Genomic DNA, 25,329 nt, shown 5'->3' on the forward strand with positions numbered 1-25,329 from the left:
GCGGCACAGTGGCGCAATGCCTGATTCCATGCCCCATTCCGCTTCCGCCGGCCGGAGCGGCGACATCCGCTTCGGCGAGTTCGTCGCGCTCATGGCCCTTTTGATGGCTCTGACGGCGCTGTCCATCGACATCATGCTCGTCGCCTTGCCGGACATCGCCGGTTCCTTCGGGGTGGTGCGGGAGAACGACCGGCAGCTCGTCATCACCGCCTACATGCTGGGCTTCGCGGTCGGGCAGCCCTTCCATGGGCCGTTGTCGGACCGGTTCGGGCGCAAGCCGGTGCTGGCCGCCGGTCTGGTGATCTTCGCCATCGGCTCGCTGGGCGCGGTCTTCGCCCCCAGCTTCGCCACGCTATTGGCCGCCCGCGCGCTGCAGGGCTTCGGCGCCGCCGCCCCGCGCGTCGTCGCCATCGCCATCGTGCGCGACCGCTTCGTCGGGCGCGACATGGCGCGGGTGATGTCCTTCGTGATGATGATCTTCATCATCGTGCCGATCATCGCCCCGGCCCTGGGCGAGGGGATTCTCCGCCTCGGCACCTGGCCGTGGGTGTTCGGCGCGCTGTTCCTGGCCGCCGTCGCCGCCTTCGCCTGGTCGATGCTGCGGCTGGCGGAAACCCGCTCGGCGGAGGACCGGATGCCGCTGTCCCCCGCGGCGCTCGGCCACGCCTTCCGCAAGGTGGTGACGACCCGCGCGACGGTCGGCTACACCGCGGCGATGGGCCTGCTGTTCGGCGGACTGCTGAGCTACGTCGGCAGCGCCCAGCAGATTTTCGTGGACGTCTACGGGCTGGGCGCGCTGTTCCCGGTGGCCTTCGGCGCCATCGCCGGCGTGATGGCCCTGGCCTCGCTGGTCAACGCGCGGCTGGTCGGGCGGGTCGGCATGCACCGGGTGTCGCACGTCGCCCTGATCGGCTACACGCTGACCGGCGTCGCCATGGCGCTGCTCGGCTTTCCGGAGCATCCGCCGCTGCTCGGCCTCGGCCTGTTCATGGCGGCGATCTTCTTCTGCTTCGGCCTGATCGCGCCCAACTTCAACGCCATGGCGATGGAGCCGCTGGGCCATGTGGCGGGCATGGGGTCGTCCTTCGTCGGCTTCTTCAGCACCGGCCTGGCGGCGGTGGTCGGCTGGATCGTCGGCCAGTCCTTCGACGGCACCGTGCGCCCGCTGACCGTCGGCTTCACCGTGCTGGGCGTGCTGGCGCTGCTGACCGTCCTGGTGACGGAGCGCGGGACCCTGATGCGCTCCACCCACGCCGCTGCGGCGCCGCAGCCGGGCGACTGACTCCCGAGGCGGTCATCGGCCGGCACGGCGCCTCCGCCCTTGCCCCCGGTGTGCCCGATTCGGCATAACGTGCGCGACGCCCGGGAGCGGGCGCCGAGCGGGCACCGGCCCATCACGCGCGGGAGGGGACTGTGTTCCGCAAATTCGTCTATCTGCTGGCCCTGGCGCGCGAGCAGCATTTCGGCCGGGCGGCGGAGGCCTGCCACGTCTCCCAGCCGACGCTGTCCAACGCCATCCGCCAGCTCGAGGACGAGCTGCGGGTGCCCATCGTCGAGCGCGGGCAGAAATTCTCCGGCTTCACGCCGGAGGGGCTGAAGGTGCTGGAATACGCCCGCCGCATCGTCGCGGAGCGGGACGGGCTCTATCAGGAGCTGACGGCGCTGGGCCAGGGCCTGTCCGGCCATCTGCGGATCGGCGCCATCCCGACCGCCCTGCCCGCCGTCCCCCATGTGCTGGCACGCTTCGCCGAGCGCTACCCGCAGATCCGCTCCAGCGTGCGCTCGCTCAGCTCGCGCGACATCCAGCGCGACCTCGACGGGTTCGAGCTTGACGCCGCCGTCACCTATCTCGACAACGAGCCGCTGAGCAACGTCCGCACCGTGCCGATGTTCTCGGAGCGCTACTTCCTGCTGGCCCAGCGCCGTCAGGTGCGCGAGGGCGCCACCAGCATCCGCTGGGCGGACGCGGCGGAGCTGCCGCTGTGCCTGCTCACCCCGGACATGCAGAACCGGCGCATCGCCGACACCGCCTTCCGCATGGCCGACCGGACGGTGGTCCCGCTGATGGAGACGAACTCCATCGTCACCATCTACACCATCGTGCGCAGCGGTCTGGCCGCCAGCGTGGTGCCGAGCCAGCTCCTGACCCTGGTTGCCCGCCACCCCGATCTGGTGGCCCTGCCCCTGACCGAGCCGGACCTGACCTACGCCGTCGGACTCGTCTACGCCGACCGCGAACCGCCGGCCCCGCTCGCCAAGGCGCTCGCCGCCGTGGCGGCGGAACCGGGCCTCGCCGAACGCGTGCGTTCTTTGACCGACGAGGCGCTGGCCCCCTGGGGTCTCTAAAAAGGGCTATGATCTCAACAGCATAACCGCGCGGTCCGTGTGGTGATAGGGAAACCCTATCACCGCATCAGAAAATCAAATTTGCGCGTCTCCCCCAATGTCCGTAACGCTGACGGACGAGACACCAACGAAGCGCCGCCGATCCAGGCGGGCGCGGGGGAGGAGACCATGAACGCCCGATCTCCATGGAGCGAGGACCGCGCCACGGCGGTGATCGCCGCCAACCGTCACCTGCGCGGGGCGCTGCTGCCGATGCTGCACGCTCTTCAGGAAGAGTTCGGCTGCATCGACGAGGAGGCAATCCCGCTGCTGGCGCGTGAGCTGAACCTGTCGCGCGCCGACGTGCACGGGGTGGTGTCCTTCTACCACGAGTTCCGCCGCAGCCGCCCGGGCCGCCACACGATCAAGGTCTGCCGGGCCGAGGCCTGCCAGTCGATGAACGCCGACGGGCTGATCGACCACATCCGCCGCCGCCTGAAGGTGGACTTCCACGAGACGACCGCCGACGACGCCTTCTCGCTGGAGCCGGTCTTCTGCCTGGGCAACTGCGCCCTGGCCCCTGCCGTGATGGTGGACGAGACGCTGCACGGCCGGGTCAGCCCGGCCCGCTTCGACGCCATCACCGCCTCCACCCTGGCCACGGAGGCCGCGCGATGAGCGAGCCCCTGCACACCGTCGCCCTTCACACCGTGTACGTGCCGCGCGACGCCGCAGCCCTGTCGGTGGGCGCCGACGAGACCGCCGCCGCCATCCGCGCCGAGGCGACCCGGCGCGGCATCCCGCTGCGCATCGTCCGCAACGGCTCCCGCGGCATGCTCTGGCTGGAGACGCTGGTCGAGGTGGAGACGCCCGAGGGCCGCGTCGCCTACGGTCCGGTGATGGCCGAGGACGTGGCCGGGCTGTTCGACGCCGGCTTCCTGGAGGGCGCCGACCACGCGCTGGCCCACGGCCTGACCGAGAAGATCCCCTACTTCGCCAGGCAGGAGCGGCTGACCTTCGCCCGCTGCGGCATCATCGATCCGCTGTCGGTCGAGGACTACCGGCTTCACGGCGGCTTCCGCGGGCTGGAGCGCGCGCTCGCCATGACCCCGGCGGAGATCGTGACCGAGGTCACCGACTCCGGCCTGCGCGGCCGCGGCGGCGCCGGCTTCCCGACCGGCATCAAGTGGAACACGGTGCTGAACGCCCAGGCGGACCAGAAGTACATCTGCTGCAACGCCGACGAGGGCGACAGCGGCACCTTCGCCGACCGCATGATCATGGAAGGCGACCCCTTCTGCCTGATCGAGGGGATGACCATCGCCGCCATCGCGGTGGGCGCCACCGAGGGCTACATCTACATCCGCTCCGAATACCCGCACGCCGTGGCGACGATGCGCGAGGCGATCCGGCTGGCCTATGACGAGAAGTGGCTGGGCGACGAGATCCACGGCACCGGCCACCGCTTCCACCTCGACGTCCGCGTCGGCGCCGGCGCCTACATCTGCGGCGAGGAGACCTCCATGCTGGAAAGCCTGGAGGGCAAGCGCGGCACCGTCCGGGCCAAGCCGCCGCTGCCGGCGCTGGAGGGTCTGTTCGGCAAGCCGACCGTCGTCAACAACGTGCTGTCGCTGACCTCCGTCCCGATCATCCTGGACAGGGGCGCCGACTACTACCGCGACTTCGGCGTCGGCCGCTCGCGCGGCACGCTGGCCTTCCAGCTCGCCGGCAACATCAAGCACGGCGGCATCGTCGAGAAGGCCTTCGGCGTCACCCTGCACGAGCTTCTCTACGAGTTCGGCGGCGGCACCATCACCGGCCGTCCGATCCGCGCGGTGCAGGCCGGCGGCCCGCTCGGCGCCTATCTGCCGCCCTCGCTGTTCGACCTGCCGAAGGATTACGAGGCCTTCGCCGCGGTCGAGGCGATGGTCGGCCACGGCGGCATCGTCGTCTTCGACGACAGCGTGGACATGGCCAGGCAGGCCCGTTTCGCCATGGAGTTCTGCGCCGCCGAATCCTGCGGCAAGTGTACCCCCTGCCGCATCGGCGCGGTGCGCGGCGTCGAGGTGATGGACCGCATCATCGCCGGAGAGAAGGTGGCGACGAACATCACGCTGCTCAACGACCTGTGCGAGGTCATGACCGACGGCTCGCTCTGCGCCATGGGCGGCATGACGCCGATCCCGGTGCGCAGCGCCCTGAAGCACTTCCCCGAGGATTTCACCCGCAGCCCCGCGGCTGTCGCGGCCGAGTGAGCGGAAAGGACTAAGATCCCATGTCGATCCAAGACATCGATTACGGCACTCCGGCCCGCGAGTCCGCCACCATGGTGACGCTGGACATCGACGGCCGCACGGTGACCGTGCCGGAAGGCACCTCGGTGATGCGCGCGGCGATGGAAGCCGGCATCACCGTGCCCAAGCTGTGCGCCACCGACATGCTGGACGCCTATGGCTCCTGCCGCCTGTGCATGGTGGAGATAGAGGGGCGGCGCGGCACGCCGGCCTCCTGCACCACGCCGGTCGCGCCGGGCATGAAGGTGCACACCCAGAACGAGCGTCTGGGCCGGCTGCGCCGCGGCGTGATGGAGCTGTACATCTCCGACCACCCGCTGGACTGCCTGACCTGCCCGACCAACGGCAATTGCGAGCTTCAGGACATGGCCGGCGCGGTCGGCCTGCGCAACGTCCGCTACGGCTACGAGGGTGAGAACCACCGCTCCGCGGTGAAGGACGAGAGCAACCCCTACTTCACCTTCGACCCGTCCAAGTGCATCGTCTGCTCCCGCTGCGTGCGGGCCTGCGGCGAGGTCCAGGGCACCTTCGCCTTGACCATCGACGGGCGCGGCTTCGACAGCAAGGTGTCGCCGGGCGCTCTCGAACAGTTCATGGACAGCGAGTGCGTGTCCTGCGGCGCCTGCGTCCAGGCCTGCCCGACCGCCACCCTGACCGAGAAGTCGCTGATCGAGCTGGGCCAGCCGGAGCACAGCGTCATCACCACCTGCGCCTATTGCGGCGTCGGCTGCTCCTTCAAGGCGGAGATGAAGGGCACCACCGTGGTCCGCATGGTCCCCCACAAGGACGGCGGCGCCAACGAGGGCCATTCCTGCGTCAAGGGCCGCTTCGCCTGGGGCTACGCCACACACGCCGACCGCCAGACGAAGCCGATGATCCGCGAGAGCATCGACGACCCTTGGCGCGTCGTGTCCTGGGAAGAGGCGATCGCCTACGCCGCCACCCGCCTGCGCGCGGTCCAGCAGAAGTATGGCCGCGGCTCCATCGGCGGCATCACCTCGTCCCGTTGCACGAACGAGGAGGTGTATGTCGTCCAGAAGATGATCCGCGCCGCCTTCGGCAACAACAACGTCGACACCTGCGCCCGCGTCTGCCACTCCCCGACCGGCTACGGCCTGAAGCAGACCTTCGGCACCTCCGCCGGCACGCAGGATTTCAGGAGCGTCGACAAGTCCGACGTGATCCTGGTGATCGGCGCCAACCCGACGGATGGCCACCCGGTCTTCGGCTCCCGCATGAAGAAGCGGCTGCGCCAGGGCGCCAAGCTGATTGTCATCGACCCGCGCCGCATCGACCTCGTGCGCAGCCCGCACGTCTCGGCCACGCACCACCTCCAGCTCCGGCCCGGCACCAACGTGGCCGCGATGAACGCGCTGGCCCATGTGATCGTCACCGAGGATCTGGTCGACCGCAACTTTGTGGCCGACCGGTGCGACCCGATGGAGTTCGCCCGGTGGGAAGCCTTCGTCCGCGACCCGCGCCACTCCCCGGAGAACACCGAGCAGTACACCGGCATCCCGGCGGCGGAGATGCGCGCGGCGGCCCGGCTTTACGCCACGGGCGGCAATGCTGCCATCTATTACGGGCTGGGCGTGACCGAGCACAGCCAGGGCTCGACCGCGGTGATGGGCATGGCGAACCTCGCCATGGCGACCGGCAACATCGGGCGTGACGGCGTCGGCGTGAACCCGCTGCGCGGCCAGAACAACGTCCAGGGCTCCTGCGACATGGGCTCCTTCCCGCACGAGCTGACCGGCTACCGCCACGTCTCCGACGACGTGGTCCGCCAGCAGTTCGAGGAGGTGTGGAACGCGGCGCTCGACCCCGAGCCGGGCCTGCGCATTCCCAACATGTTCGACTCCGCGGTGGACGGCACCTTCAAGGGCATCTTCGTGCAGGGCGAGGACATTGCCCAGTCCGACCCGAACACCCAGCATGTGTTCGCCGCCCTGCGGGCCATGGAGATCGTCGTGGTGCAGGACCTGTTCCTGAACGAGACCGCGGCCTTCGCCCATGTCTTCCTGCCCGGCACCTCCTTCCTGGAGAAGGACGGCACCTTCACCAACGCCGAGCGCCGCATCAACCGCGTCCGCCCGGTGATGCCGTCCAAGACCGGCAAGCAGGAATGGGAGGTCGTCTGCGATCTGGCCACCGCCATGGGCTATCCCATGTTCTACCGCAGCGGCGCGCAGATCATGGACGAGATCGCCCGCCTGACCCCGACCTTCTCCGGCGTCAGCTTCGAGAAGCTGGACCGGGTGGGCAGCGTGCAGTGGCCCTGCACCGACGAAGACTCTGTCGGCACCCCGATCATGCACGCCGACGGCTTCGTCCGCGAAGGCAAGGCGTCCCAGGGCCGCTTCATGATCACCGAGTATGTGCCGACGGAGGAGCGGGCCTCCCGCTTCTACCCGCTGATCCTGACGACGGGGCGCATCCTCAGCCACTACAACGTCGGCGCCCAGACCCGCCGCACCGCCAACGTGGCGTGGCACCCGGAGGACATCCTGGAGGTCCACGCCCACGACGCCGAGGAGCGGGGCATCCGCGACGGCGATCTGGTCTCCATCGCCAGCCGCATCGGCGCCACCACGCTGCGGGCGCGCATCTCCGACCGGATGCCGCAGGGTGTGGTCTACACCACCTTCCACCACCCGGTGACGGGCGCCAACGTGGTCACCACCGAGAATTCGGATTGGGCCACCAACTGCCCCGAATACAAGGTGACCGCGGTGCAGGTGACGCTGAGCAACCACCCGTCCGATTGGCAGATCCGCCGCGGCGATCTGGTGGAAGTGGCGGCGGAGTAAAGCGGCAACGCGCAGCGGAGGACCAGCCATGCTCACCCACGCCCATTCCCTGCCGGCCAGCGGCACCGGCTTTCCGGAAGCGGCCGATCAGGCTCCGAATCAGGCAAACGTGACGTGGCTGGTCGCCGAGGAGACTCCGGTGGCGTTCGAATACAACGGACGCTCCCACGCCGTGATGATGGCGACGCCCGCCGATCTGGAGGACTTCGCGCTGGGCTTCAGCCTGTGCGAGGAAATCGTCGGCAGCGCCGCCGACATCGACCGCGTCGCGGTGCGCACGGTGGAGGACGGCATCATCCTGTCCATCGTGGCCGACCCGTTGCGTCTTCTGCGCGGCTCGCTCCGCCGCCGTTCGATGGAGGGGCGGAGCGGCTGCGGCCTGTGCGGGGTGGACAGCCTCGCCAACGCTGTTCGCGAGCCGCCGAGGGTGACGGCGGGCTTCACCCCGTCGGTGGGGGCGGTGGCCGCCGCCTTCGCCGCCCTGCCCGACCACCAGCCCATGAACCGCGCCAACAAGTCCCTGCACGCGGCGGCCTGGGCCGGTCCGGACGGGCGCATCGTGATGGCGCGAGAGGACGTCGGGCGGCACAACGCGCTCGACAAGCTGGCCGGCGCGCTGGCCCGCGCCGGGATCGACCCGTCCGGCGGCTTCGCGGTGATGAGCAGCCGCTGCAGCTTCGAACTGGTTCAGAAGGCCGCGACCATCGGCATCCCCATGCTCGCCACCATTTCCGCCCCCACGGCGCTGGCGCTGAAGCTCGCCCGCGCCGCCGGCATGACGCTGGCCGCGCGCGCGCGCGGCAACGGCGTCATGCTGTTCCGTTGAAACGCTATTCCAGGAGCCGCCCCATGGACACCACACGCGAACTCGTCCGCATGGCGAACCAGATCGCCAGCTACTTCCAGTCCTACCCGCAGGAGGAGGCGGTGACCGAAACCGCCGGCCACATCCGCGCCTTCTGGGAACCGCGCATGCGCCAGCGCCTGCTGGAGCACAGCAGCGCGGGGGGCGAAGGGCTGCATGAGATCGTCACCCAGGCGGTCGAGCGGCTGAAGGGGCCGGCGGTGGGCAGCGCGTAAAAGTTCATTTCCCCCACCCCGGCCCTCCCCCGCTCCGCAGGGGAGGGAGAATTATCCCCTCCCTCGCGAAGCGGGGGAGGGTCAGGGAGGGGGCAAGTGCACCTCTCCTGTTCAGGCCCGCTTGCTCAGCAACCCCTTCAGCACGCGCGACAGCAGATCGGCGAGCTGGAACTGCTCCGGCCCCGGCAGGGCGGCGATGACCGCGGCGAAGTCCTTCAGCGGATCGTATTCGAGAAGCGCCAGCGCCTTCTCCGTGGGATGAAGCTGCACGACGCGGCGGTCCTCCGGCACCGGGACCCGCGTCAGCAGTTCCTTCGTCACCAGAACCTCGACCATCTGGGAAGCCGCGCCGCGGGTCGTCGCGTGAAAATCGGCGAAGGCGGACACGGTCCGCTGGCTGTCGTTGGCGCGCGCGAAGTAGCGCAGCGCCGTCCACTGCGACGGCTTCAAACCCTGCGTATAGCCCATGCTGTCGGCGATGTGACCGATGTGCATCATGACCTCGGCGATCGCCTGCGCCGATGCCAGGGACTGGGGGCTTTTCGACATGGCAGCGGGGTCTCGACAGTTGTCAGAAATTGACCCGCGGCACAGCAAAGAAGCCGACAACGAGTCTGTACGATGCAGAGACTATACGTTTACAAAACTAACATACCCCAGTAGGCAAGTCCACGACTCCCCCACCCCCGACGACGGGGCGCACACTACGTCATTGGGACAGTAAACGAAACATTGACCTCAAACCTCATCCAGCACAAGGTGTCGCACCCCCCTGTGGCGCCGTCCGGTTCACCGGACCGGTGCGGAGACAACGCAGGGCACCTACCACCTCGTGTCGGGGCTGCGCCGCGCGTTTTGTCTGGCGTTGCGCCGCGACTCGCCTATATATGCGCGCCATGACCAGCACGCCCCCGTCCATTCCCGGTTTCAAGACCAACCCGGCCTCCTCCCCCAAGGTGGGGATCGTCAGCCTGGGCTGCCCCAAGGCGCTCGTCGACTCCGAGCGCATCCTCACCCGCCTGCGCGCCGAAGGCTACGAGATCTCGCCGTCCTACGACGGCGCGGACGTGGTGCTGGTCAACACCTGCGGCTTCCTCGATTCCGCGAAGAAGGAATCGCTGGAGGCCATCGGTGAGGCGATCAAGGAAAACGGCCGCGTCATCGTGACCGGCTGCATGGGCGTCGAGTCGGACATGATCCGGCAGGTCCATCCGGACGTGCTGGCCGTCACCGGCCCCCACCAGTACGAGCAGGTGGTCAACGCCGTGCACGACGCCGTGCCGCCGGTCCATGACCCCTTCACCGATCTGGTGCCGCCGGAAGGGCTGCGGCTGACCCCGCGCCACTACGCCTATCTGAAGATTTCCGAGGGCTGCAACAACCGCTGCAGCTTCTGCATCATCCCCAGCCTGCGCGGCGATCTGGTCAGCCGTCCGGTCGTCTCGGTCCTGCGCGAGGCGGAGAAGCTGGCAACCGCCGGCGTGAAGGAACTGCTGGTCATCTCCCAGGACACCAGCGCCTACGGCATCGACCGCAAATACGCGGAAGAGGACTGGTACGGGCGCAAGGTGAAGGCCCGCTTCATCGACCTCTGTCGCGAGCTGGCGAACTTCGACGTCTGGGTGCGCCTGCACTACGTCTACCCCTACCCGCATGTGGACGAGGTGATCCCGCTGATGGCGGAGGGCCGCATCCTCCCCTATCTGGACATCCCGTTCCAGCACGCCTCTCCCACGGTGCTGAAGGCGATGCGCCGCCCGGCGGCCCAGGAGAAGCAGCTCGACCGCATCCGGAAGTGGCGGCAGGAATGCCCGCATCTGGTGCTGCGCTCCACCTTCATCACCGGCTTCCCCGGCGAGACGGAGGAGGACTTCCAGTTCATGCTGGACTGGCTGAAGGAAGCGCAGCTCGACCGCGTCGGCTGCTTCAAGTACGAGCCGGTCGAGGGGGCCACCGCCAACGATCTGCCCGGCGCCGTTCCGGAAGAGGTCAAGCAGGAGCGCTGGGAGCGCTTCATGGAGACTCAGAAGGCGATCAGCGCCGAGCGGCTCCAGCAGAAGGTCGGCTTCACGCTGGGCGTCATCATCGACGAGGTCGACGAGGAGGGCGCCATCGGCCGCTCCTACGCCGACGCGCCGGAGATCGACGGCAACGTCTTCCTGAACGGCGAGACGAACGTCAAGCCGGGTGACATCGTGGACGTGACCATCGAGCACGCCGACGAATACGACCTCTGGGGTTCCATCGAACGCGCCGAGTAAGGGGAGTCCCCTGAAGCAAAAGGGCCGGGACGGCATCGCCTCCCGGCCCTTTTGTTTGTCGTCACCCTTTTGTTTTTCGGCAGCTCAGTACAGGCGCCCGCCGTTCGGCACGCCCTGCCCCGGCCCGACCAGCACCACCTCGCCCTCCGCGTCAGGCAGGCCCAGGCACAGGACCTCGCTGGTGAAGGGGCCGATGCGCTTGGGCGGGAAATTCACCACGCCCAGCACCTGCCGCCCCACCAGCTCGTCGAGCGTGTAGTGGCGCGTGATCTGGGCGGAGCTGCGCCGGGTGCCGATCTCCGGCCCGAAATCGATGGTCAGCTTGTAGGCCGGCTTGCGCGCCTCCGGAAAGGGCTCCGCCGCGGTGATGGTGCCGACGCGGATGTCCACCTTCAGGAAATCGTCGTAACTGATGGTCACGGGTCTCGTCCCTGCCCTGTTGCGGTTGTCGCGGTTTCAATCGTCAGGGGCAAGGCTAGCACTGGTGGCGCCGAAGCTGAAACGCGAAAGGGCCGCCCCGGTGGGCGGCCCCTTGCGGCACTCTCCAATGGAGAGGAGCTTACTTCTTGGCGATGGCGGCCTTGACCTCGTCCAGGCTCTCCGACACGCGCTTGGACAGCACGTCGGCGGCCTCGGTGTTGGACTTGGCGACCAGCTCGGCCAGTTCCTTGATGTTCGACAGGGCCTTCTCGAAGGCGACCTTGACCAGCTCGGCCTGCTTGGCGGCCTTCTCTTCCGGCGTGCCGGCGGCGGCGACCTGGTTCACATAGCTGCCGGCCTCCTCGACGGAGGAGCGGACGATCTCGGCCTGGCGGCGGAGCACGGCCTGCAGACCCTCGATCGCGAGTTGGTTGGCGGCGGTCACCGCCTCGATGTTCTTGCGCTGGCTCGCCAGGATCGACTCGACGTCGAGGCCGGGCACCTTGTAATCGCCCAGCACCTTGGACAGATCGAATTCGAGGAACGGGTTACCGGACGACTGCTTGGCCATGGTTCTCACCCCCGACGAAAGGATTTGCGGGCATGCTGCGACGCAGCAAACCTGTGGCGCGACTATGCAGATTGCCAAAAAGATAGTCAACGCCCTTGTGCGTCGCACCAGGGGCTACACCGCGGCTCATGGAACCTCAACCAGCGGACGCGCTTCCTGGTTCCCTGGCCGATTCCCTGGCCGATTCCCTGGCCGATTCCTTGCCCGGTTCCTGGGCGCCCTGCGGCGCCGTATGGGATTCGGATGGAGGGACGCGTCCGGATCTGCGGCGTAATGCCCCAGCCCAGCGCTCCGCCCGCCGAAGCTCTGAATCGAGCGCCGCCATGGTCCGCGACAGGTCGGCGCTGTCGTCCTCCAGGAAGACGCGCATGACCCGCGCCTGCACCGCGCCGAGCCCGGCCACCAGGAGGGCGCCGCCGGTCCGGTCGGCCTCCACCCCCGCGGCGCGCAGCATCCAGGCCATCGACCGCCCGAAGTGACGGGAGAAGGCCAGCGCGGTGAGCGGTTCCCGCCGCAGATCGCGGACGACCGAGCGCAGCCCGTCCCGGTAGGGCAGCAGCGCGTCGTAGCGGCGCATCATCACGTCGAACAGCCGGTCGCGGGCGCTCTCGTCCGGACCGGCCGGGGCGTCGTCGGCGAGGACCGCCGTATCGGCGACCCGCGACACCGCGGCCAGCACGTCGGACCGGTCGGGGAAGCGGCGGTAGAAGACGTCCGGCGGCACCCCCGCCCCCCGCGCGATCGCCAGCAGGCCGGTGTCGCGCCAGCCCTGCCCGGCGGCGAGCCGCATCGCCGCGGCGGCCACCCGCTGGTCCAGTTCGTCGGCCCCTCCCCCTCCCGCGGCGTTCCCCGCGGTGTCGGGGGCCTCGGGATCGGTCTTCCAGCGGGTGTCGGCGGTGTCGTCCATGGGGTCGAACCTCGTGGTCAGCCTGTCCCCATGATGTGGGATGCCCGCGCCGCACCTCAACCGGGGCGGCAGAAGGGGAAGGGTTCGGCCCGCTTCATATAGGTGGGAATCCAGCCGCACTGGCCGGCGGGGTTGGGCAGGCGGATGGCCTCGATGGCCGGCCAGACCTGGGCGACCACCACCACCAGAGCCACCATGCCGACGATCCAGCGGCGCGTCCGGGCGCGCTCCAGCAGACCGGGCAGGCGCAGCAGCACCCAGGCCGCGGCCAGCCCCATCAACGGGTCGGTGTAGGCGGCGTAGGCCCGCTGGAATCCGCGCAGGGAGAACAATGTCTCCAGCCCCCAGGCGACCAGCAGCAGAAGCGCCGCCTGGGCCGCCGCCACCCGCTCCCCCCGGCGCCACAGGACGATGCAGCCGCCGATGATGAACCACTCCACCACGACGGTCTGCGGAATGTTGTCGGGGTGAAGGATGATGGTGCGGATCGCCAGCGTGCGCCACAGCCCCTTCGCCAGCAGCATCGCCAGCCCGTCGGACAGCACCTGCTCCTGCCCCTGGAGCGCGGCCTGATGCTTCCAGGTGGTGAAGACGAACATGTGCTCGATCAGGTTGGCGACGGCGATCACGTTCTGCTCGTGCGGGCGGATCGTCAGGGCGAGCACGCCGAGCGCCAGCCCGAGCGCGACCGCCGCCATGGCCGCCGCCGCGTAGGACAGGCGCACGCGCCACACCGCCGCGTAGACGGCCATGCCGAGGACGACCCAGCCGACGACGATCCCCTGATAAACCCCCGACAGCCCGCCGCCGACCGGGCGGTAGGGATAGAGCGACTGGCCGGCGCTGGCGATGCCGTGCTGGATCAGGGCCGCCGCGGGCAGCGCCGCCGCGCCCGCCGCCAGCCCCAGAATGCCGGCGGCGATCCAGCGGGGACCGTCCTGTTCGGTGAATCGGCGCCCGAAGGCCAGCGCGATCACCGGAATGCCCAGCGCCAGGAAGATCGCCTGGATCTTCGTCACCACCGCCAGCCCGGCCAGCAGACCGGCCAGCCCGAGCAGCAGAAGCGGCCGCCAGCCCGGCGCGGTGCGGACGGCGACCAGCACCAGAAGAAGCGCCGTGACCACGAAGGAGGCCGACAGCAGGTCGGTGCGCATCTGCCGCGCCTGGGTGGACAGGCCGATGCCGAAGGCCATCACCACCGCGGCCAGGAAGGCCACCCGCCGGTCCCCGACCAGCGCGCGGACGAGGTTGGCGTAGATCAGCGCGAATCCGGTGGTGACGAGGATGGACAGCGCCCGCCCGGCCTCCACCAGATTTTGCCAGGCTGCGTTGTAGGCGGCGGTGTCGGCGGCGGGCGGCAGACCGGACAGGGTGATGACCGGCATCAGCCCCAGCGCGTGCAGCAGCCGGTACCAGACCTCGATCACCAGGAAATAGGTGTAGCCGGGATGGTCGAAATACTCCTGGGGCAGCCCCTCGCTGAACAGCAGCCCGTGATAGGCCAGCACCAGATCCTGGTCGGCGTGCGACCAGTAGGGGGTGCGGAAGCCGATCGCCAGGGCCGACACCACCATGACCACCGCCAGCGCCGTGCACAGACCCCACCAGGGCCAGCGGTCCAGCAGGCCGGCGCCGGGCACCCCGGCGGAGCGGTTGGGCATGACCAAACGGGGAGACGTGGCGCCGCGGTCCGGGGATGACATGATCGGAGTATGTCCAGAGGTTACACGCCAGCGGTTTGTGCACGATTCCGGACGGTTTTGGAACCGCGGCAGCGGCGCGCTGTTTTTTGCAGACCTGCAACTCCTGATCGCTCAACCCCATTGCCAGAAGGAACGGTGCCAGCCCGATGCCTGATCCCGACGACCGCCCGTCACCCCGTTCCACCGCCTCGGCTTCCCGCAGCGTCCAGGGGCACGACCCCGACGGCGCGGCACCGTCCTCCGCGGGCCGCGCCCTGGTCATCCTGCCCGTTCTGCCCACTCACCCCGACGATGGAAACACCGCCGCGCGCCAGCCCGACGCGCGGCTTTCCGAAGCGATCGCTCTCGCCCAGGCGATCCGGCTGGAGGTGCCGCACGCCGAGGTGATCCGCGTCGCCCGTCCCGACCCCGCCACCCTGTTCGGGCGCGGGACCGCCGAGCGGATCGGCGGTATGGTCGAAGCCTTCCACGCCGATCTGGTGGTGATCGACCATCCGCTCAGCCCGGTGCAGCAGCGCAACCTGGAACGCCGCTTCATGGCCAAGGTGATCGACCGCACCGGCCTGATCCTGGAGATCTTCGGGGACCGCGCCCAGACCCGGGAGGGCCAGTTGCAGGTCGAGCTGGCGGCCCTGACCTACCAGCGCTCGCGGCTGGTGCGGTCCTGGACCCACCTTGAGCGCCAGCGCGGCGGCTTCGGCTTCCTGGGCGGCCCCGGCGAAAGCCAGCTCGAACTCGACCGCCGCCTCATCGCCGAACGCATCACCCGTCTGAAGTCGGACCTGGAGGAGGTGCGGCGGACGCGCAAGCTGCACCGCTCCGCCCGGCAGCGCGGCGGCACGCCGCTGGTGGCGCTGGTCGGCTACACCAACGCCGGCAAGTCCACCCTGTTCAACCGGCTGTCCGGCGCCGGCGTCACCGCCGAGGACATGCTGTTCGCCACGCTCGACCCCACGGTGCGCCGGATCGCCCTGTCCTCCGGCAAGACCATGGCCCTGTCGGACACGGTGGGCTTCGTCTCCGAACTGCCGACGCAGCTCGTCGCCGCCTTCCGCGCGACGCTGGAGGAGGTGCAGGCCGCCGACCTGATCCTGCACGTCCGCGATGTCTCGCACCCCGACACGGCGGCGCAGAAGGCGGACGTGGATTCGGTGCTGGCCGACCTCGGGATCGACGCCGCCAACGACCCGCGGGTGGTGGAGGTGCTGAACAAGACCGACCAGATGCCCGCGACCGCCCGCGGCGCGCTCCACATGCGCCTCGCCAACCAGCGGATGATGGAAGGGGAGGAGCGCGCCGTCGCCGTGTCCGCCCTGACCGGGGAGGGTCTCGACGACCTGCTGGATCTGTTGGACCGTCGCGTGTCCGCCGGGCGGCAGGTGCTGGAACTGACTGTGAACCTTGCGGACGGGCGCGCCCTGGCGTGGCTGTACGAACATGGGCAGGTGCTCGACCGCCGGGACGAGAACGGGCAGGCCCATGTGCATGTGGCGTTGGCCCCCTCTGACGCCGCCCGCTTCGAAAGCCGGTTCGTCGGGCAGGAAAGCCGCTGACGGTACGTCTCGCGCTTTTCGGCCCGCCGTTTCGGATGGTTTGAAACCACCGCCGCTCTCCTGCGTTGTGACGGGAAGACGGGTCCGTGACCCGCCCGGTCCCAAACCCGCCATGACCAGGAGGAGGCAGCCCCATGACCCGAAAGCCGGAGCAGGATCGGGCCGAGCGCGTGCGTCGCCGCGCCCACGACATCTGGGAACGGGAGGGCCGTCCCGACGGCCGGCACGACGAGCATTGGGCCCAGGCCGAAGCCGAGGTCGATGACGAGATCCGCGCCGAGCGGCAAAGCGAGGAAACGGAAAGCAGCGCGCCGGATGCCCCGCCGAAGCGGCGGTCCAGGACGGCCGCCGCGAAGCCGGCGTCCGCGAAATCCAAGGCCGCGCAAAAGACCGCCCCCAAAGCCGCGGGGGGCAGCGGAACGCGCGCCGCGGCGGAGAACCTGTCGGCCGTGGCCGCCGGACGGGCGGAGCAGACCGGCACGACCAAGACCGGCGGCCAGATCTCCCGCGGCGGTGCCGCCAGCGGAAAGCCGGGAAAGGCCTCGCGCCGGGATGCGTCGCGCGGCTGACAGCCGCGCGGCGGACAGGGGTGGGACGACAAGGGTGGGGCGTCGCCCCTCCCCGTTCACCGCAGACCTCCTATGCCCCGCCTGCCGGAAAATGGGGCGGAAAAGGGAACGAGAGGTCTGGTTTCCGCCCTTCGGGATTGCTAGTGTTGCTGCCCCTGCGCATCCGCACGCAATGTTCGATCCCTGAGGTAGAGACATGCCGCATTATCGCTCCCGCACTTCCACGCACGGCCGCAACATGGCGGGCGCCCGCGGCCTGTGGCGCGCGACGGGCATGAAGGACGGCGATTTCGGCAAGCCGATCATCGCGATCGCCAACTCCTTCACCCAGTTCGTGCCGGGGCACGTCCACCTGAAGGATCTGGGTCAGCTCGTCGCCCGCGAGATCGAGAAGGCCGGCGGCGTCGCCAAGGAGTTCAACACCATCGCCGTGGACGACGGCATCGCCATGGGCCACGACGGCATGCTCTACAGCCTGCCCTCGCGCGAGCTGATCGCCGACGCCGTGGAGTACATGGTGAACGCCCATTGCGCCGACGCGCTGGTCTGCATCTCCAACTGCGACAAGATCACCCCCGGCATGCTGATGGCCGCGATGCGGCTGAACATCCCGGCGGTCTTCGTGTCGGGCGGCCCGATGGAGGCCGGAAAGGTCAACTGGCGCGGCAAGACCAAGGCCGTGGACCTGATCGACGCCATGGTCGCCGCCGCCGACCCGACGGTGACCGACGAGGAGGCGGCGGTGATGGAGCGCGGCTCCTGCCCGACCTGCGGCTCCTGCTCCGGCATGTTCACCGCCAACTCGATGAACTGCCTGACCGAGGCGCTGGGCCTCTCGCTGCCCGGCAACGGCACGATCCTGGCGACCCACGCCGACCGCAAGGAGCTGTTCCTGGCCGCCGGCCGCATGGCGGTGGAACTGTGCCGCCGCTGGTACCAGGAGGAGGACGCGACCGCCCTGCCCCGCGGCATCGCCACCTTCGAGGCGTTCGAGAACGCGATGACGCTGGACATCGCCATGGGCGGCTCCACCAACACGGTGCTGCATCTGCTGGCCGCCGCGCAGGAGGGTCAGGTGCCCTTCACCATGGCCGACATCGACCGGCTGTCGCGCCGCGTGCCCAACGTCTGCAAGGTCGCCCCGGCGGTGTCCGACGTCCACATCGAGGACGTGCACAAGGCCGGCGGCATCTTCGGCATCCTCGGCGAGCTTGACCGCGGCGGGCTGCTGAACCGCGACGTCGCCACCGTCCACGCCAAGACGCTGGGCGACGCGCTGGACCGCTGGGACGTCAAGCGCACCCAGGACGAGGGCGTGCACACCATGTTCAAGGCCGCTCCCGGCGGCATCCCGACGACCATCGCCTTCAGCCAGGAGAAGCGCTGGCCCGAACTGGACCTCGACCGCGACAAGGGCGTCATCCGCTCCGTCGACAGCGCCTTCAGCAAGGACGGCGGCCTCGCCGTGCTGTTCGGCAACATCGCCGAGAAGGGCTGCATCGTGAAGACGGCGGGCGTGGACGCCTCCAACCTCGTCTTCGCCGGCCCGGCCCGCGTCTTCGAAAGCCAGGACGCGGCGGTCGAAGCCATCCTGGGCGACACGGTCAAGGCGGGCGATGTGGTGGTCATCCGCTACGAAGGCCCGCGCGGCGGCCCCGGCATGCAGGAGATGCTCTACCCGACCAGCTACCTGAAGTCGAAGGGGCTGGGCAAGGCCTGCGCCCTGGTCACCGACGGCCGCTTCTCCGGCGGCACCTCGGGCCTGTCGATCGGCCACGCCTCGCCGGAAGCGGCGCAGGGCGGCGCCATCGGTCTGGTCCAGGACGGCGACCGGATCGAGATCGACATCCCCAACCGCAAGATCAACCTCGCCCTGTCCGACGAGGAGTTGCAGCGCCGCCGTGATGCCGAGAACGCCAAGGGCGCCGACGCCTGGAAGCCGGCCAACCGCAACCGCGTCGTCTCGCCGGCGCTGCGCGCCTACGCCGCCCTGACCACCAGCGCCGACCGTGGCGCGGTGCGCGACGTGTCGCAGGTCGAAGGCATCGCCGTGAAGCGCTGACACGGCACCGGAGGCACAACCGAAAGGACCCAGAACCTTCCGGTTAAGACCTTCGGAAAGGTTGTAACGACCACAGGCAATAACGAACGGCGCCCGGAAATCCGCGGCGCCGTTTCGCTTTCCGGACGCAACGGCTCGTCGAGCGGCATGCGGCAGTATGTCTCCGATCCTCTCGCCTCATCACCAAAAGAAGCGCAGGCCATCCAACTCGAAATCTGGCATTGTCTTTCCGCATGCTCCGGCATGCCGGAACGGTATGTGCGTTCCACAGCACCAACACCACGGGGAAACCGATGGCGCAGCCGCGGTCCGTCGCTCAGGATGATGCCGGGGCGCCACCCGATGGCGCCGCGTTCCGGCGCGCGCTGGCGGAGATCGCGGACGCCCTGCATCGGGCCGAGGAGGGCATCGGTTCCGTCCTTTCACTGACCGCAGCGGACGGCGACGCCGACCGTCTGATCGCAACGCTTGTCCACAGCCCCGTTGCCGCCGGTTTCAGCGTCCTGCGCTGGCCGCAGTCCCGGCTGCCGCCGCTGGGCGGACCCGACGATCTCGAAGCGGTGGCCGTCAGCCTTCTGACTCTGCCCGATGGCTCTCCGGACGAAGCCCGTCGGGACATCGCCCTGGCGGCCGAGCGCGGTGGCGGTGAACTGGCCGGAGAGGCGGTGCGCGGCCTGTTGGGCTTTCCATCGCTCCAGCCGCTCTGGCTCGGGCTGGACGGCGTGCAGAGGGCGGAATTCCAGGTGGAGGGGCTGGCATCCGCCATACTGGACCTGTGTTACGAACGCCCCGTCCTGATCGTGGTGGAGAACGTCCAATGGGCTCGCGGCTTGACGGTGCCGTTGCTCGACACGCTCGGCAACGCCGTCGAGGACGCGCGGCTGTGCCTGCTGACCTTCCGCTCACCCACGCCCAGCGAGCGGCCCGGTGGTTGGGTGCCCTCCGGCACGGCACGGCGCATCGTCCTGCCGGGACCGGATGACGGACCGGCCGACGCCGTCGGCCCCGATGGCGATGATCCGAAGCCACATGGCCAGCTTCTGGACGCGCTGCGCCGCGACCGGCGGCCGGAACGGATCGAGTGGATGGCCCACCACGCCCCATTGGCCGGCGAGTGGGCGCTGGCCTGCGCCTGCGCGCGGCACGCCGGGCGACGGGCGGAGGCGGGCAGCCGCCCCGCCGACGCCGCCCGTCATTACAGGGACGCTCTGACCGCGCTGGACCGGTTGCCCATGACCCGTCGGCACGCGCAACGCCGGATCGACCTGTGGACCGCCCTGGCCCGCACCCACCCGCCACTGGATGGCGGCGCGACGAGAGCGGCGGAAATGGCCCACGCGCTCGCCGAAAACCTCGGCGACCAATGGCGCGCCGCGCGCGCCCTGTCGCTTCTGGCCAGCCTGCACTGGGCCGGCGGCGACCTGTCGGCGGCCCGGCGGACGGGCATGACGGCTCTGCGGATCTGGCGGAGCACCGGAAGCCCCGATCAACAGGTGCAGACGCTCATCAAACTGGGGCGCGGATTGACCGAAGAGGGCCGCTTCCGCCACGCCGACACCATCCTGCGCGCCGCCGCCGAACTGGCGCCCTGGGGGAACACGCCCCGCCTCCACGGTCCGACCGCCTTGGCTCCGGTGTGCATCGCAGCGCACCGGGCGCGCTGCCGGGCGGAGCTGGGCGACCCGGAGGAGGCGCTGCGGCTGGCCCGTGCGGCGCTCGCCCAGGCGGAGGACAGCGGCCACGCCGCGTCGCGCGCCCTGGCCTGCCTGCATCTCGGCTGGGCCGCGTTGACCGCGCAACGCTACGCCGTGGCGGTGGAGCCGCTGAAGCGGGCCGTCGCCATCACCGAGACGATCCGCCTGCACGCCTGCCAGCCCCTCGTCCTCGGCGCGCTGGGTTACGCCCTGGTCCGCACCGGGACCCTCAACGACGGGGCGTCCTTGCTGCTTGGCAGCCGGGAGCACGCGCGGATGCTCGGCATCCGGCGCCACGAACCGCAGATCCTGATCTGGATCGCCGAGGCCGCCCTGCTCTCCGGCCAGCCGGAGGACGCCGTCCGCAACGCCCGCGACGCCGCCGATAAGGCCGCGACCGCCGGACAGTCGGGGGACGAGGCCTGGGCGCGACTCGCGCTGGCCCGTGGACTGGCCGCGCAGGGGGTGAGAGGCGCGGCCCGGCAATCCGCGGAGACCGCCGCCCGCATCGCCGCGCGGCGCTCGATGGCGCCGTTGCTGGCGCAATGCGCCGATCTGCAAGACCGTAACGGACGCTTGAAGGCTTGCGGCCAAGCGCTGGACAAACCCCACGAAGATCGAACTTAATTTGCCAAGCACCCGTATAAAAGGCGGTGCGTTCGCATACGAATCTCCATATCGTAGACGCTCTTCCCCGCGGACGGCATCGTCCGTTCCCTGCTTTCGAAACGGACGACCGCCGCATATGACTCTTGCCCAGCTCTCCCGATTGCGCGGGCACAAGGGTTTGGGGTTCATGTTCGCGTTGGCGACCTTTGCCGTCGCCCTGGTGGCGCGCCTTGCCCTGGACGACCGGTTGCCGGCGGGCTTTCCCTTCCTGACCTTCTTCCCGGCGGTCATCGTCACCACCTTCCTCGCCGGGATGTGGCCGGGCATCCTGACCGCGCTGCTGAGCGGGCTGGCCTCCTGGTACTTCTTCCTCGGCACCAGCCAATCGCTCGATCTGCCCCCGGCAGCGCCCTTGCGCTGGGTTTCTTCGGGCTGGTCGTGGCGGTCGACATCGCGGTGATCCACGCCATGAACGTGGCGCTGGAGCGGCTGGCGGAGGAGCGCAACCGCAGCGCCCGCCTGACACAGCAGACCCAGGTGATGTTCAGCGAGCTTCAGCACCGCGTCTCGAACAACCTTCAGCTCGCCTCGTCGCTGATCGCGATCCAGAGGTCCAAGGTCAAGGACCCCGAAGCCCGCCGCGCGCTCGAGGAGGCCGCCGGACGGCTGTCCACCCTGGGCCGCCTGCACCGCCGGCTTCACGCTCCCCACGACGGGCCGATGGACATGGAGCCGTTCCTGCGCGAGCTGTGCCAGGACATCCTGAACACCTCCGGAGCGGAGCGGATCGACTGCACGGTCAGCGCCGCGGAGTCCGACCTGCCGCCGGACACCCTGATCCCGCTGGCTCTGATCCTCACCGAACTCGTCAGCAACGCCCTGGAGCACGGTTTCCCCAACGGCGAGGCCGGACGGATCGCCGTCGACCTGCGCGCCGACGACGGAGGGCTTGTGCTGACGGTGTGCGACGACGGGGCGGGTCTTCCCGACGGCTTCTCCCTGACGCGACCCTCCAGCCTCGGCCTGAAGATCGTCAGCTCGCTGGCCGCCCAGATCGGCGGAAGCTTCAGCATGACCGGATCCCGCGAAGGGGGCACCACGGCCCGGCTGGTTCTTTCCCAGACCACAGCCCCCTGACGGGCACCGGTGGACGGCACCGGTGGACGGCACCGGTGGACAGGGGCGTGCCGTTCCGGCAAAAGTCGCGCCCATGCCCATCCTTCCCACCTCATCCGCGACGGCGGCCCCGGCGACCAGGACGGCGCGGCGCGTCGGCGTCATCGACCTGGCGCGCGGCGTGGCCTTGCTCGCCATGGCCCTCTATCACGGCTCCTGGGACCTGACCTATCTGGGGCTGGCCGATTTCGACCTGTTCGGCGATCCGCTGTGGCTGGCCGCGCGCACCGGCATCCTCGGCAGCTTCCTGATCCTGTCCGGCCTCAGCCTCACCCTGGCGGCGGCCGGCGGCACCGACCGGCGCCGCTTCCTGCGGCGCTTCGCGCTGCTCGTCCTGGCCGCGGCCGGCGTGTCGGCGGTGTCGCTGGCGATGTTTCCGGACAGCCCGATCTTCTTCGGCGTGCTGCACCATATGGCGGTGGCGAGCCTGCTCGGTCTCGCGCTCCTGCGCCTGTCCTGGCCGGCGCTTCTTCTGCTCGGCGTGGCGGTGATCGCGCTGGGCCAGACGGTCGCCCTGCCTCTGTTCGACGAGCCCTGGCTGCGCTGGATCGGGCTGATGACCTTCGCGCCGGAATCGAACGACTATGTGCCGATCTTTCCCTGGTTCGGGGGCTTCCTGTTCGGGATGGCTCTGGGACGCATGTGGCGTCCCGGCCCGGCGACGACTCCGGGCGGAGCGGTCGGGCGCGGGTTCGCCTGGGCCGGGCGGCACAGTCTGGCGGTCTATCTGCTCCACCAGCCCGTTCTGTTCGGTTTGCTGTCCCTGCTGGCGATGGGGATTGGCGCCGACCCGGCGGATGTCCGCAGCTTCCAGACCTCCTGTGCGGCCACCTGCACCGCCAGCGGCGGGGAGACGGCGCATTGCACCGCCACCTGCCGCTGCGTGGCCGACGATCTGAACCGGGCCGGCCTGTGGTCCGACTTCGTCCACGATCGGCTGACGGCCGACGGCGCCCGCAAGGTCGACGGGGTCATACAGAGCTGCGGCAGCCGCCGACCGTGAGGACGCCGAGCGGGGAATGCGTTAGGCCCGGCGCTTCCCCACCGTGTCGGCGACATAGGCTTCCCGATGCCCCATCGGCTTCGGGCCGCGCCCATCCTCCTCCGTGGTGTCGCGCGCGGTCTGATGCTCGATCTCCGCGTTCAGTTCCGCCCCCATCAGGATCACGTAGGAGGTCAGGTTGAACCACAACAGCAGAACCACGCCCGCCCCGACCGAGCCATAGGTCTGGTTGTAGCTGCCGAAGTTCGAGACGTAGACCGAGAAGCCCACCGAGGCGATGATCCACAGCGCCGTGGCGATGGCCGATCCCCAGGTGACCCAGCGCCATTTCGGCTGCCGCCGGTCCGGGCCGTAGCGGTAGAGCACGGCGAGCGCCAGCACGATCGCCACCGCCAGGATGGGCCAGCGCGCGAGGCTGGCGGCCCAGCCGATGGGAGTGTCGCGCAGGCCAAGGAAGTTGATGGCCGCGGGCACCGCCACGATCAGCGCCAGCGTCATGATGACGAACACCAGCCCGGCCAGAGTCAGAACCAGCGACAGCGCGGCGAGCCAGAAGAAGCTGCGCCGCTCCTTCTCGCCATAGGCAATGTTCAACGCGGTGATCAGGGAGTTGGTGCCGCGCGACGCGCTCCACAGCGTCAGAACGAGGCCGAACAGAACACCGAAGCCCAGACCTTCCTGCGGCGCCGACGCCACGTTGCGCGCCTGATCGCGCAGCACGTTCAGCGCCTCCGGCGGCAGCAGGCCGGCCAGTTGGTTCACCTGCTGCTCCACCCCCGCCGGATCGAAGACGAGGCCGTACAGCGAGACCAGTGCGGCGATGGCCGGGAAGATGGCGAACAGGGCGTAGTAGGCCACCCCCGCCGCCACGATGGAGATGTTGTCCTTGCCCTGCTCTTCCCAGGTGCGCCAGAGGATGTCCTTCCAGCCCGCCTTGGGAATATCGGACGGCCGGTCCGCCGACCGTCCCCGCCCCCCCATCTCGACGCGCGGATACTCATAGCGGTGGCGACGGCTCAGCCCCAGCATGTCCCCTCCCTCACGCGACCGCTTCGCGCAGGGCGCCGACGCGGTGGCGCACCGTCTCGATCTCGTGGAAATGGGCGCCGACGATCACCGTCAGTTCCTCGGGAAGCTCTTCGTGCAGACTGTTGCGGAACAGCCCGAGCGTGCCCTCCACGCCGCTTTCGAGCCCGCGGAGCAGCCCGCCGCGCGTCCGCGCACCACCCAATTCGGTGTCCAGCTCGCGCCACACCGCGTGGACGGGCGCCCGCAGATCGCGGCCGCCGCCGCGGCGCACCAGTTCCGCCTCCAGGGCGGCGGCGCTGCGGTCGAACTGGCTGGCGACCTGGGACAGCCGCGCCGTCAGATCGGGATCGTGCAGAACCATCTCGGCTTGGCGGAAGCCGGTGGCGCCCTGCCGGCACGCGGCGACCAGAACGCTCAGCACATCCTGGGTTGTCCCGTCGGCGACCCGTCCCCCGGCGGACCCCGAGACGGTCGGTTCGGCTTCCGGCGTGCGCGACACGGTCCAGGCGAACCATAGGGCACCCGCGGCCACCAGAGCCAGCGGCCAGGGGTTCGAGCGGATGGCGCGGGCGATGCGCGACGGGTTGCCCTCGACCACATCCCGCACCACCTCGATGACGCCGCCCGACATCTGGCCGGGCGACAGGCGGAACTCGATCTCGTCGAGAACCGCGTCCATGCGGCCGCGGATGGCGTGGATATCCTGCTCGATCTCGTCCTTTCCACGCCGGCCGGACGGCGATGCCGGGGTATCGGCCGGGGTTTCGGCCGGGGTTTCGGATGTGGGTGCGGTGCTTGCTGTTGTGCCCGCCGCGACGCCGCCCATGGTGTCGGCATACGGATCGATGGCTCGGTTCATGCCGGCGACTCCCCCTCTTGACGCTGCCGCCAAGCAACACCGGAGGTTGGCGGAAGGTTCCGGCTCGCCGCCGGGGTGACACGAGGGGTCGCCCGCCCGATCTTTTTAATCAGGCGGCAACCGGGAGCGGTACCCCATCCCTTGCAATCCGCCATGGGCCGGTTTGCAGGAGGAGTCCGAACCAGCGTTCCGTCAGACCGCTAAGCTATTGAGGGGAATGGTGATCCGGGTGGGATTCGAACCCACGGCCACATGATTAAAAGTCACGTGCTCTACCGACTGAGCTACCGGATCACAGAAGCATGCGGCCTGTTGCCGATGCGGGGCGCAACATAGGGGGCGGTGGCGCCCCGGTCAACAGCGGGGTTGGGCGGAGCGCACAAAAATTTCGCCCTCCGCCGCAG

General features: G+C 69.5%; 22 protein-coding genes and 1 tRNA gene. 15 read left to right on the top strand and 8 right to left on the bottom strand.

Features of this window, described 5'->3' with window-relative positions; all coding sequences use genetic code 11:
* Positions 1 to 28 precede the first annotated feature (28 nt).
* From TSH58p_RS22165 to TSH58p_RS22195, 7 genes are all read left to right on the top strand, one after another.
* Positions 29 to 1,282 carry a multidrug effflux MFS transporter gene (locus TSH58p_RS22165; protein ID WP_109069531.1) on the top strand — a complete coding sequence of 418 codons (1,254 nt, stop codon included), beginning with the start codon at positions 29 to 31 and terminating at the stop codon, positions 1,280 to 1,282.
* A gap of 131 nt (positions 1,283 to 1,413) precedes the next feature.
* Positions 1,414 to 2,346, top strand: a complete 933-nt coding sequence (locus tag TSH58p_RS22170; RefSeq protein WP_109069532.1) for a LysR family transcriptional regulator — start codon at positions 1,414 to 1,416, stop codon at positions 2,344 to 2,346.
* Positions 2,347 to 2,514: 168 nt separating this feature from the next.
* On the top strand, positions 2,515 to 3,003 hold the full coding sequence (locus TSH58p_RS22175; protein WP_109069533.1) for a formate dehydrogenase subunit gamma: 489 nt from the start codon (positions 2,515 to 2,517) through the stop codon (positions 3,001 to 3,003).
* Positions 3,000 to 4,580 carry an NADH-quinone oxidoreductase subunit NuoF gene (locus TSH58p_RS22180; RefSeq protein WP_109069534.1) on the top strand — a complete coding sequence of 527 codons (1,581 nt, stop codon included), beginning with the start codon at positions 3,000 to 3,002 and terminating at the stop codon, positions 4,578 to 4,580. The genes TSH58p_RS22175 and TSH58p_RS22180 overlap by 4 nt, the downstream gene beginning before the upstream one ends.
* Positions 4,581 to 4,600: 20 nt before the next feature.
* The gene (gene fdhF, locus TSH58p_RS22185; protein WP_109069535.1) at positions 4,601 to 7,429 is read left to right on the top strand and encodes a formate dehydrogenase subunit alpha; all 2,829 of its coding nucleotides are present in this window, start codon (positions 4,601 to 4,603) and stop codon (positions 7,427 to 7,429) included.
* A 28-nt stretch (positions 7,430 to 7,457) separates the two neighbouring features.
* Entirely contained in the window at positions 7,458 to 8,255 is a 798-nt protein-coding gene (fdhD, locus tag TSH58p_RS22190; protein ID WP_109069536.1) for a formate dehydrogenase accessory sulfurtransferase FdhD, read from the top strand.
* 23 nt (positions 8,256 to 8,278) lie between these two features.
* The gene (locus TSH58p_RS22195; RefSeq protein ID WP_109069537.1) at positions 8,279 to 8,509 is read left to right on the top strand and encodes a formate dehydrogenase subunit delta; all 231 of its coding nucleotides are present in this window, start codon (positions 8,279 to 8,281) and stop codon (positions 8,507 to 8,509) included.
* A 111-nt stretch (positions 8,510 to 8,620) separates the two neighbouring features.
* Here TSH58p_RS22195 and TSH58p_RS22200 read toward each other — a convergent pair whose 3' ends face one another.
* Positions 8,621 to 9,058, bottom strand: a complete 438-nt coding sequence (locus tag TSH58p_RS22200; protein WP_109069538.1) for a MarR family winged helix-turn-helix transcriptional regulator — start codon at positions 9,056 to 9,058, stop codon at positions 8,621 to 8,623.
* Between the two features lie 347 nt (positions 9,059 to 9,405).
* Here TSH58p_RS22200 and rimO point away from each other — a divergent pair, with 347 nt between their 5' ends.
* Complete coding sequence (rimO, locus tag TSH58p_RS22205; RefSeq protein WP_109069579.1) at positions 9,406 to 10,770, top strand: 30S ribosomal protein S12 methylthiotransferase RimO; 1,365 nt, start codon at positions 9,406 to 9,408, stop codon at positions 10,768 to 10,770.
* 84 nt (positions 10,771 to 10,854) lie between these two features.
* On the opposite strand, the gene TSH58p_RS22210 is transcribed toward rimO, so the two are convergent.
* From TSH58p_RS22210 to TSH58p_RS22225, 4 genes are all read right to left on the bottom strand, one after another.
* The gene (locus tag TSH58p_RS22210; RefSeq protein WP_109069539.1) at positions 10,855 to 11,190 is read right to left on the bottom strand and encodes a tRNA-binding protein; all 336 of its coding nucleotides are present in this window, start codon (positions 11,188 to 11,190) and stop codon (positions 10,855 to 10,857) included.
* Positions 11,191 to 11,329: 139 nt separating this feature from the next.
* A complete protein-coding gene (locus tag TSH58p_RS22215; protein ID WP_040134043.1) occupies positions 11,330 to 11,761 on the bottom strand; it encodes a phasin family protein in 432 nt (143 codons plus the stop codon).
* Between the two features lie 136 nt (positions 11,762 to 11,897).
* On the bottom strand, positions 11,898 to 12,668 hold the full coding sequence (locus TSH58p_RS22220; protein WP_247873977.1) for a TetR family transcriptional regulator: 771 nt from the start codon (positions 12,666 to 12,668) through the stop codon (positions 11,898 to 11,900).
* A 56-nt stretch (positions 12,669 to 12,724) separates the two neighbouring features.
* Positions 12,725 to 14,371 carry a phospholipid carrier-dependent glycosyltransferase gene (locus TSH58p_RS22225; protein ID WP_247873978.1) on the bottom strand — a complete coding sequence of 549 codons (1,647 nt, stop codon included), beginning with the start codon at positions 14,369 to 14,371 and terminating at the stop codon, positions 12,725 to 12,727.
* A 146-nt stretch (positions 14,372 to 14,517) separates the two neighbouring features.
* Here TSH58p_RS22225 and hflX point away from each other — a divergent pair, with 146 nt between their 5' ends.
* From hflX to TSH58p_RS22260, 7 genes are all read left to right on the top strand, one after another.
* Entirely contained in the window at positions 14,518 to 15,924 is a 1,407-nt protein-coding gene (gene hflX / locus TSH58p_RS22230; RefSeq protein ID WP_247873979.1) for a GTPase HflX, read from the top strand.
* A 134-nt stretch (positions 15,925 to 16,058) separates the two neighbouring features.
* The gene (locus TSH58p_RS22235; protein WP_109069541.1) at positions 16,059 to 16,493 is read left to right on the top strand and encodes a DUF2934 domain-containing protein; all 435 of its coding nucleotides are present in this window, start codon (positions 16,059 to 16,061) and stop codon (positions 16,491 to 16,493) included.
* A gap of 196 nt (positions 16,494 to 16,689) precedes the next feature.
* Positions 16,690 to 18,555, top strand: a complete 1,866-nt coding sequence (gene ilvD, locus TSH58p_RS22240; protein ID WP_109069542.1) for a dihydroxy-acid dehydratase — start codon at positions 16,690 to 16,692, stop codon at positions 18,553 to 18,555.
* A gap of 293 nt (positions 18,556 to 18,848) precedes the next feature.
* The gene (locus TSH58p_RS22245) at positions 18,849 to 20,876 is read left to right on the top strand and encodes an ATP-binding protein (protein WP_109069543.1); all 2,028 of its coding nucleotides are present in this window, start codon (positions 18,849 to 18,851) and stop codon (positions 20,874 to 20,876) included.
* A gap of 169 nt (positions 20,877 to 21,045) precedes the next feature.
* Positions 21,046 to 21,318 (top strand): DUF4118 domain-containing protein, encoded by a 273-nt coding sequence (locus tag TSH58p_RS22250; RefSeq protein ID WP_162600079.1) that lies wholly within the window; start codon positions 21,046 to 21,048, stop codon positions 21,316 to 21,318.
* Positions 21,297 to 21,995: a sensor histidine kinase gene (locus TSH58p_RS22255; protein WP_109469425.1), complete on the top strand. Its 699-nt coding sequence runs from the start codon at positions 21,297 to 21,299 to the stop codon at positions 21,993 to 21,995. Before TSH58p_RS22250 ends, TSH58p_RS22255 begins: the two co-directional genes overlap by 22 nt.
* A gap of 73 nt (positions 21,996 to 22,068) precedes the next feature.
* Complete coding sequence (locus TSH58p_RS22260) at positions 22,069 to 23,037, top strand: DUF1624 domain-containing protein (protein ID WP_109069545.1); 969 nt, start codon at positions 22,069 to 22,071, stop codon at positions 23,035 to 23,037.
* A gap of 21 nt (positions 23,038 to 23,058) precedes the next feature.
* On the opposite strand, the gene TSH58p_RS22265 is transcribed toward TSH58p_RS22260, so the two are convergent.
* The 3 genes from TSH58p_RS22265 to TSH58p_RS22275 all read right to left on the bottom strand — a co-directional run bounded on the left by TSH58p_RS22265 (position 23,059) and on the right by TSH58p_RS22275 (position 25,219).
* Positions 23,059 to 24,066: a YihY/virulence factor BrkB family protein gene (locus TSH58p_RS22265; RefSeq protein WP_109069546.1), complete on the bottom strand. Its 1,008-nt coding sequence runs from the start codon at positions 24,064 to 24,066 to the stop codon at positions 23,059 to 23,061.
* Positions 24,067 to 24,076: 10 nt separating this feature from the next.
* Positions 24,077 to 24,925: a hypothetical protein gene (locus TSH58p_RS22270; RefSeq protein ID WP_109069547.1), complete on the bottom strand. Its 849-nt coding sequence runs from the start codon at positions 24,923 to 24,925 to the stop codon at positions 24,077 to 24,079.
* Between the two features lie 218 nt (positions 24,926 to 25,143).
* Positions 25,144 to 25,219: transfer RNA gene (locus tag TSH58p_RS22275), tRNA-Lys, on the bottom strand.
* Between the last annotated feature and the right edge of the window lie 110 nt (positions 25,220 to 25,329).

The organism is Azospirillum sp. TSH58 (assembly GCF_003119115.1).
In the GTDB taxonomy this organism is placed as follows: domain Bacteria; phylum Pseudomonadota; class Alphaproteobacteria; order Azospirillales; family Azospirillaceae; genus Azospirillum.